Genomic DNA, 5972 nt, shown 5'->3' on the forward strand with positions numbered 1-5972 from the left:
GCGTTGCGGAAGTACGTGTATCAGCGGCCGGTGAGTCGCTGCAGGGTCTTGAGGCGCGTCTGAAGTTCGGCGTTCCCTGAGAGCTTCGGGGCGGCGGACTCGTACTTTTCAAGCGCAAGCGCGAGGTACACGTCGCCCATGTTCTTTTCGGCGAGCGCGAACTTCGGGTTGATGAGGAGCGCCTGCTTGAGAAGTCCGAGCGCCTCCTCGAGGTTGCCGTAGCCCGCCTCGATCACGGCGAGGTTGTTGTAAGGCTCGGGGATTTCGGGGAAGGCGGCGATGAGGGACTTGAGGCCCTTCGCGGCGTCTTCGGTGCGCCCGAGGGACTCGAGCGCCACCGTGCGCAGGAACTGGAGCTGCGCGTTGCGCGGGTTCGCGCGGATGCCGATGTCGGCGAGCTCGAGCGCCTGGGCGGCGCGGCCGTTCTTCAGAAGCTGCTCGACGCGCGGGGAGAAGCCGCTCGTCGTGAGCCCCGCGGCGAGCTCCTCCATCTCGGACGCCGCCAGAGCGGGACCGGCGGGAAGCGTGAGGCCGGCCGTGAGGACGGCGGCCGAGGCGCAGAGCGCAAGAAGAAGCTTGTTGAGGCGCATGGTGGAGGTGCTTCCTGAACTTTTGTCAACGCGGCGCCCGAGCGCATCAGCCGCACGGCCGACGCTACCTGACGGGACGTGGGCCGCGGGGCGCCGCCGCGGGCCGGGCGGCTATACTCTCGGGCAAATCAGCCCTTCATTGTAGCGGTTCAACATGCTCGGAAAGCTTCGGACTTTGTATCGAGAGACGATTCAGCCTTCGGTCCGTCTGATGCGTTGGTGGTCGGAAAACGGCTCCTGCTGCTATCTGCGCATGCGCTGCTACTCCGGCTTGGAGCGCGAGCTCCGACAGGAAGAACTTCGCAGGACTTCGATGCTTTCGATCTACTCGACCCTTACGCGCGATCAGCGCACCTTCGAACCCCTTGAACCCGGCCGCGTGCGCATGTACGTCTGCGGCGTCACCGTCTACGACTACTGCCACATCGGCCACGGCCGCACCTTCGTCGCCTTCGACGTGATCCGCCGTTGGCTCGAGGCGTCGGGCTACGAGGTCACGTTCGTGCGCAACATCACCGACGTGGACGACAAGATCATCCGCCGCGCGGCCGAGCGCGGCGTCACGACCGACGCGCTCACCGACGAATTCGCCCGCGCGATGCAGGAGGACATGCTCGCCCTCGGGTGCCTCGCGCCCACCTACGAGCCGCGCGCGACGCAGTTCATCCCGCAGATGCTCAATCTCATCGAGAAACTCGAAGAGAAGGGCGTCGCCTATCACGCCGCCGACGGCGACGTCGATTACTCCGTGAGGAGCTTCAAGCCCTACGGGCGCCTTTCGGGGAAGTCGATCGACGACCTGCAGGCCGGCGCGCGCGTCCAGGTCGGGCAGGGCAAGCGCGATCCCCTCGACTTCGTGCTCTGGAAGAGCGCGAAGCCCGGTGAACCGCAGTGGAGCTCCAAGTGGGGCTGCGGCCGTCCGGGCTGGCACATCGAGTGCTCGGCGATGGCGATGAACCTCTTGGGCGAGACGATCGACATTCACGGCGGCGGCCCGGACCTCGTCTTCCCGCACCACGAGAACGAAATCGCGCAGAGCGAGGCCGCGACCGGCTGCACCTTCGCGCGCTTCTGGATGCATTCGGGCCCGCTGCGCGTGCGCGCGGCCGACGGCACCGAGGAGAAGATGAGCAAGTCGCTCGGCAACTTCTGGACGATCCGCGATGCCCTGAAGGAAACGAACGCCGCCTACGGCGACGGGTGCGGCAACGAAGTGCTTCGCTTCTTCCTCCTGAGGAGCCAGTACCGCAGCCCGATCACCTTCTCCTCGACCTTGATCGAAGAGGCCCACAAGGGCCTCGTGCGTCTCTACACGGCTCTGAAGGGCCGCGAGGGCGACGGGCGGGAGCTCGACTGGAGCGAACCCTTCGCCGCGCGCTTCAAGGCGGCGATGGACGACGACTTCAACACCGCGCTCGCCGTCTCGGTGCTCTTTGAGCTCGCGACGGAAGTGAACCGCACGGGCGACCCGGCGCTCGTGCGCCAGCTCCTCGGCCTCGGCGCCGTTCTCAACATCCTCCATGCCGATCCGGCGGAGTTCCTCCAGGGCGGCGCCGCCCAAGGCGATGAAGCCGGCCGCATTGAGGCGCTCATCGCCGAACGCGCCGCGGCGAAGAAGGCGAAGAACTTCGCCCGCGCCGATGAAATCCGCAAGGGGCTCCTCGCCGAAGGCATCGAGCTGCAGGACGGCCCGGCGGGCACGACCTGGCGGCGCATCTGACGGAGCCCGCTCATCATCCCCCTCCAACCATTCCTGCGCCGACCTGAGGTACGGCGCGGGAATCTTTCGAACACGAGACATGGCCAAGAAGGTATTTCTGGAATTCGAGCGCGACATCGAGGCGCTTGAGAAGAAGATCGACGAACTGCGCGAGCTCAACGAAACCGAGTCGAAGAGCGGCGTCTCCGTCGTGAGCGAAATCGCCTCGCTCGAACAGAAGGAGGACGAACTCGTCAAGAAGATCTATGCGTCGCTCACGCCCTGGCAGTGCTCGCTCGTCGCGCGCCACCCGCAGCGCCCCTACACGCTCGACTACATTGACGCGATCTTCACGGACTTCCACGAACTCCACGGCGACCGCGCATTCGCCGACGACCAGGCGATCGTGGGCGGCCTCGCGCGTCTCGCCGACATCAACGTCGTCGTGATCGGGCATCAAAAGGGCCGGACGCTGCGCGAGCGCACGCAGCGCAACTTCGGCATGGCCAAGCCCGAGGGCTACAGAAAAGCCCTGCGCCTCATGCAGCTCGCCGAGAAGTTCGACCTTCCCGTCGTCACCTTCGTCGACACCCCGGGCGCCTACCCCGGCATCGACGCCGAGGAGCGCGGCCAGTCCGAGGCGATCGGCCGGAACCTCTTCGAGATGGCGGGCCTCAAGGTGCCCGTCATCACGTGCGTGATCGGCGAGGGCGGCTCGGGCGGCGCGCTCGCGATTGCCGTCGCCGACGTCGTGATGATGCTGCAGTACTCGACCTACTCGGTGATTTCGCCCGAGGGCTGCGCTTCGATCCTCTGGAAGGACGCGGCCGAAGCCCCGCGTGCGGCGGAGGCGCTCGCCCTCACGGCCGACCGGCTCTCGCAGTTGGGGCTCGTCGACCGCGTGATTTCCGAGCCTCTCGGCGGCGCGCACCGCGATCCGCAGCTGATGGCCGTGAACCTCAAGCAGGCGCTCATCGACGAACTCCGCGGGCTTCTCAAGTTCCCGATGAACGATCTCCTCGAGCGCCGCGCCGAGCGCATGCGCGGCTACGGCTTCTTCGACCTCGCCGAGTCGGCGCCTGCAGAGGCCGACCCCAACGCCGTCGTCGATCTTGAGGAGCTTCCGATCAAGCCGTCGAGCCGCTGAGCCGCGTTTTCTTGCGCGGGACGGCGCGCTTAAGATAGAATCGCGGCTCCATGCCCTGAGGGGCCGCGAAGTGGAAGGATGGCAGAGCGGTTTAATGCACCGGTCTTGAAAACCGGCGAAGCTAATAACTTCCGTGGGTTCGAATCCCACTCCTTCCGCCAGAAAAGCTCCAGCGCTATGATCTCACGTTTCAGTTCGTCGGGTGCCGCTATGATCTTGTAATGCATGCCGACCGAAGCCGCTTTCGAGCGGGCTGAAATCCCCAAAAGTCAAGATTGAATCCGGCCACTGTCCAATGGACATCCAGAGCCTAAGAGCCGAACTTGTCAATGATGAGTTCGGCTTTTTATTTAAGGGTGATGAACCCCGGCGTGAATATGAAAGTCAAGGCCCCGATACCGTTCGAAGCGGATGTCGGCTGCACTTGTCAGTATTGGGTTTCTGAACTCACCGCCCATGAAGCGTTGCGGGAGCAATGAGCCTTGGGCGGATGGATAATGAAAAACTGTCTTCACTGATTCTTCTGCCCATGAGCGCTATCCCTTCGGCCGCCGCGCCCAACCGCGCCGGCGGCCTCACCGCCTCCTTCCTCGCCTATCTTTGCTGGGGCTTCATGCCGATCTACTGGAGCTTCCTGTCGCGGGCGGATTCCTGGGAAGTGATCGCCCACCGCGTTCTCTGGTCGCTCGTCGTGCTGGCGGTCATCTTCACGGCGACGGGGCGCCTGCGCACCGCGCGCGACACGGCGCGGCTCCTATGGGAGCAAAAGCGCATCCTCGTGCTCCTCTTCTCCGCGGCGGCGGTGGCGGCCGTCAACTGGTGGATCAACGTGCTCGCCGCCCACGTGGACCGCGTGATTGAGCTCGGCATCGGCATGTTCCTCACGCCGCTCCTCTCCGTTGCGATCGGCTGTCTCGTCTTCAAGGAGCGGCTCTCGGGTCTGCGCCGGATCTCGCTCGCGCTCGCCGCCTGCGGCGTTGCCGTGCTCGCCTTCAACTACGGCCGTATTCCCTGGATCGCCGTCGGCGTCTCCGCCACCTGGGCCTACTACGGTGCGCTCAAGAAGAAGATCCGGATCGACGCTTGGATGAGCAACGCGTTCGAGTGTGTGGTTCTTCTTCCTGCAGCGGCCGTCTATCTCTGGTGGCTCAACGCCGAAGGGCTCTCGGCATTCGGTCCGGCCAATCCCGGCGTCAGTACGGCGCTCGCAGGGCTCGGCGTCGTCACGCTCATTCCGATGGTCGCCTTCGCCTACGCCGCGCAGAACCTTCCGCTCTACCTCCTCGGCTTCTGTCAGTTCCTCAATCCCGTGCTCACGATCTTCACGGGCGTCGTGATTCTCGGGGAACCCTTCAACAAAGCCTTTGCGGCGCCGCTTCTCTTCATCGCCGCCGCGGTCGTGCTCTTCATTTCCGCCGAGCTCCTCGACCTCAGGCGGATGCGCGCAGGCGGCTGACGCCGGCAGCGGTCCCGGGACTAGAATTCCCGTTCTTCGGAACGGCGCCGCCCAACGACGAGAAAACGCTCCCCGCAGAGACGGAGGGCGGGCCGCGCTTCCGCGACCCCCAAGAAGCCCATCTTCATGATCTGCAACCTCTGCCCCCGCCGCTGCAACGCCGACCGCTCGTCCGTGGTCGGCATCAAGCGGAGCATCTGCCGCGCCACGGACGACGTCGAGATCGCCCTCGTAAGTCTTCACGCCTGGGAGGAGCCCTGCATTTCAGGCAAGACCGGCGCGGGAACGATCTTCTTCTCGCACTGCAACCTGCGCTGCTGCTTCTGTCAGAACCATGAAATCAGTGCGGAGGGGCGGGGAGTCAAGGTTTCCGTTTCCCGCCTCGTCGAAATCATGCTCGAAGAGGCCGAGCGCGGCGCGACGTGCATCGAGTTCGTCACGCCCGGGCACTACACGCGCCAGATCGTTGAGGCGGTCGGAATTGCCAAGGCGCGCGGGCTCTCGCTGCCGATCGTCTACAACTCCAACGGCTACGAACTTCCCGAGACGCTCGGCATGCTCGACGGACTCGTGGACGTTTTTCTCCCCGACCTCAAGTATTTCGACAGCCGGTTGGGAGAAAAGTATTCGGGCGTTCCGCACTACTTCGAGTACGCCTCGAAGGCGATCGAGAAGATGTTCGAGATGACCGGACCCGCCGTCATCGGCGAGGACGGCCTCATGAAGCGCGGCATGATCATCCGCCACCTCGTGCTTCCCTGGCAGTGGCGCGACAGCTGCCGGTGCCTCGACTGGATTTACGAGTGCTTCGGCGACGACGTCTACGTCTCCGTCATGAACCAGTACATGCCCGTCTACAAGGCCTGCCGGCACCCGGAAATCAACCGGCCGCTCCTCACGATCGAGTATCAGAAGGTCGTGCGGCACGCCCGCGAGATCGGCATCACGAAGGGCTTCATGCAGGTCGGGAAGACGAACGAGGAGAAGTTCATCCCGCACTTCAACGGCGAGCACGTGCTCCCCGAGGTCATGCCTTCCGGCAACTGACGAAAAAGGCGCCGTCTCCCCGGCGGGGAGCGG

General features: G+C 64.7%; 5 protein-coding genes and 1 tRNA gene. 5 read left to right on the forward strand and 1 reads right to left on the reverse strand.

All coding sequences use genetic code 11. The features are described 5' to 3' along the window. Positions 1 to 20 precede the first annotated feature (20 nt). Complete coding sequence (locus ACT6Y9_RS08030) at positions 21 to 590, reverse strand: tetratricopeptide repeat protein (protein WP_443744152.1); 570 nt, start codon at positions 588 to 590, stop codon at positions 21 to 23. A gap of 313 nt (positions 591 to 903) precedes the next feature. Between ACT6Y9_RS08030 and cysS the strand changes: the two genes are divergently transcribed. The 5 genes from cysS (at position 904) to ACT6Y9_RS08055 (ending at position 5939) form a co-directional block, all read left to right on the forward strand. Further along, a complete protein-coding gene (cysS, locus tag ACT6Y9_RS08035; protein WP_443744155.1) occupies positions 904 to 2310 on the forward strand; it encodes a cysteine--tRNA ligase in 1407 nt (468 codons plus the stop codon). A gap of 79 nt (positions 2311 to 2389) precedes the next feature. Then, the gene (locus tag ACT6Y9_RS08040; protein WP_295480682.1) at positions 2390 to 3436 is read left to right on the forward strand and encodes an acetyl-CoA carboxylase carboxyltransferase subunit alpha; all 1047 of its coding nucleotides are present in this window, start codon (positions 2390 to 2392) and stop codon (positions 3434 to 3436) included. A gap of 72 nt (positions 3437 to 3508) precedes the next feature. Continuing rightward, a tRNA-Ser gene (locus ACT6Y9_RS08045) sits at positions 3509 to 3597 on the forward strand. A 368-nt stretch (positions 3598 to 3965) separates the two neighbouring features. Continuing rightward, positions 3966 to 4892 carry an EamA family transporter RarD gene (rarD, locus tag ACT6Y9_RS08050; protein ID WP_443744153.1) on the forward strand — a complete coding sequence of 309 codons (927 nt, stop codon included), beginning with the start codon at positions 3966 to 3968 and terminating at the stop codon, positions 4890 to 4892. Between the two features lie 126 nt (positions 4893 to 5018). Further along, positions 5019 to 5939: a radical SAM protein gene (locus ACT6Y9_RS08055; RefSeq protein ID WP_443744154.1), complete on the forward strand. Its 921-nt coding sequence runs from the start codon at positions 5019 to 5021 to the stop codon at positions 5937 to 5939. Positions 5940 to 5972 lie beyond the last annotated feature (33 nt).

Source organism: Sutterella sp., assembly GCF_052272535.1.
In the GTDB taxonomy this organism is placed as follows: domain Bacteria; phylum Pseudomonadota; class Gammaproteobacteria; order Burkholderiales; family Burkholderiaceae_F; genus Sutterella.

Coding starts and splice junctions, on each gene's coding strand:
- ACT6Y9_RS08030 (WP_443744152.1), bottom strand. CDS start 590: ATGCGCCTCAACAAGCTTCTTCTTGCGCTCTGCGCCTCGGCCGCCGTC.
- cysS (WP_443744155.1), top strand. CDS start 904: ATGCTTTCGATCTACTCGACCCTTACGCGCGATCAGCGCACCTTCGAA.
- ACT6Y9_RS08040 (WP_295480682.1), top strand. CDS start 2,390: ATGGCCAAGAAGGTATTTCTGGAATTCGAGCGCGACATCGAGGCGCTT.
- rarD (WP_443744153.1), top strand. CDS start 3,966: ATGAGCGCTATCCCTTCGGCCGCCGCGCCCAACCGCGCCGGCGGCCTC.
- ACT6Y9_RS08055 (WP_443744154.1), top strand. CDS start 5,019: ATGATCTGCAACCTCTGCCCCCGCCGCTGCAACGCCGACCGCTCGTCC.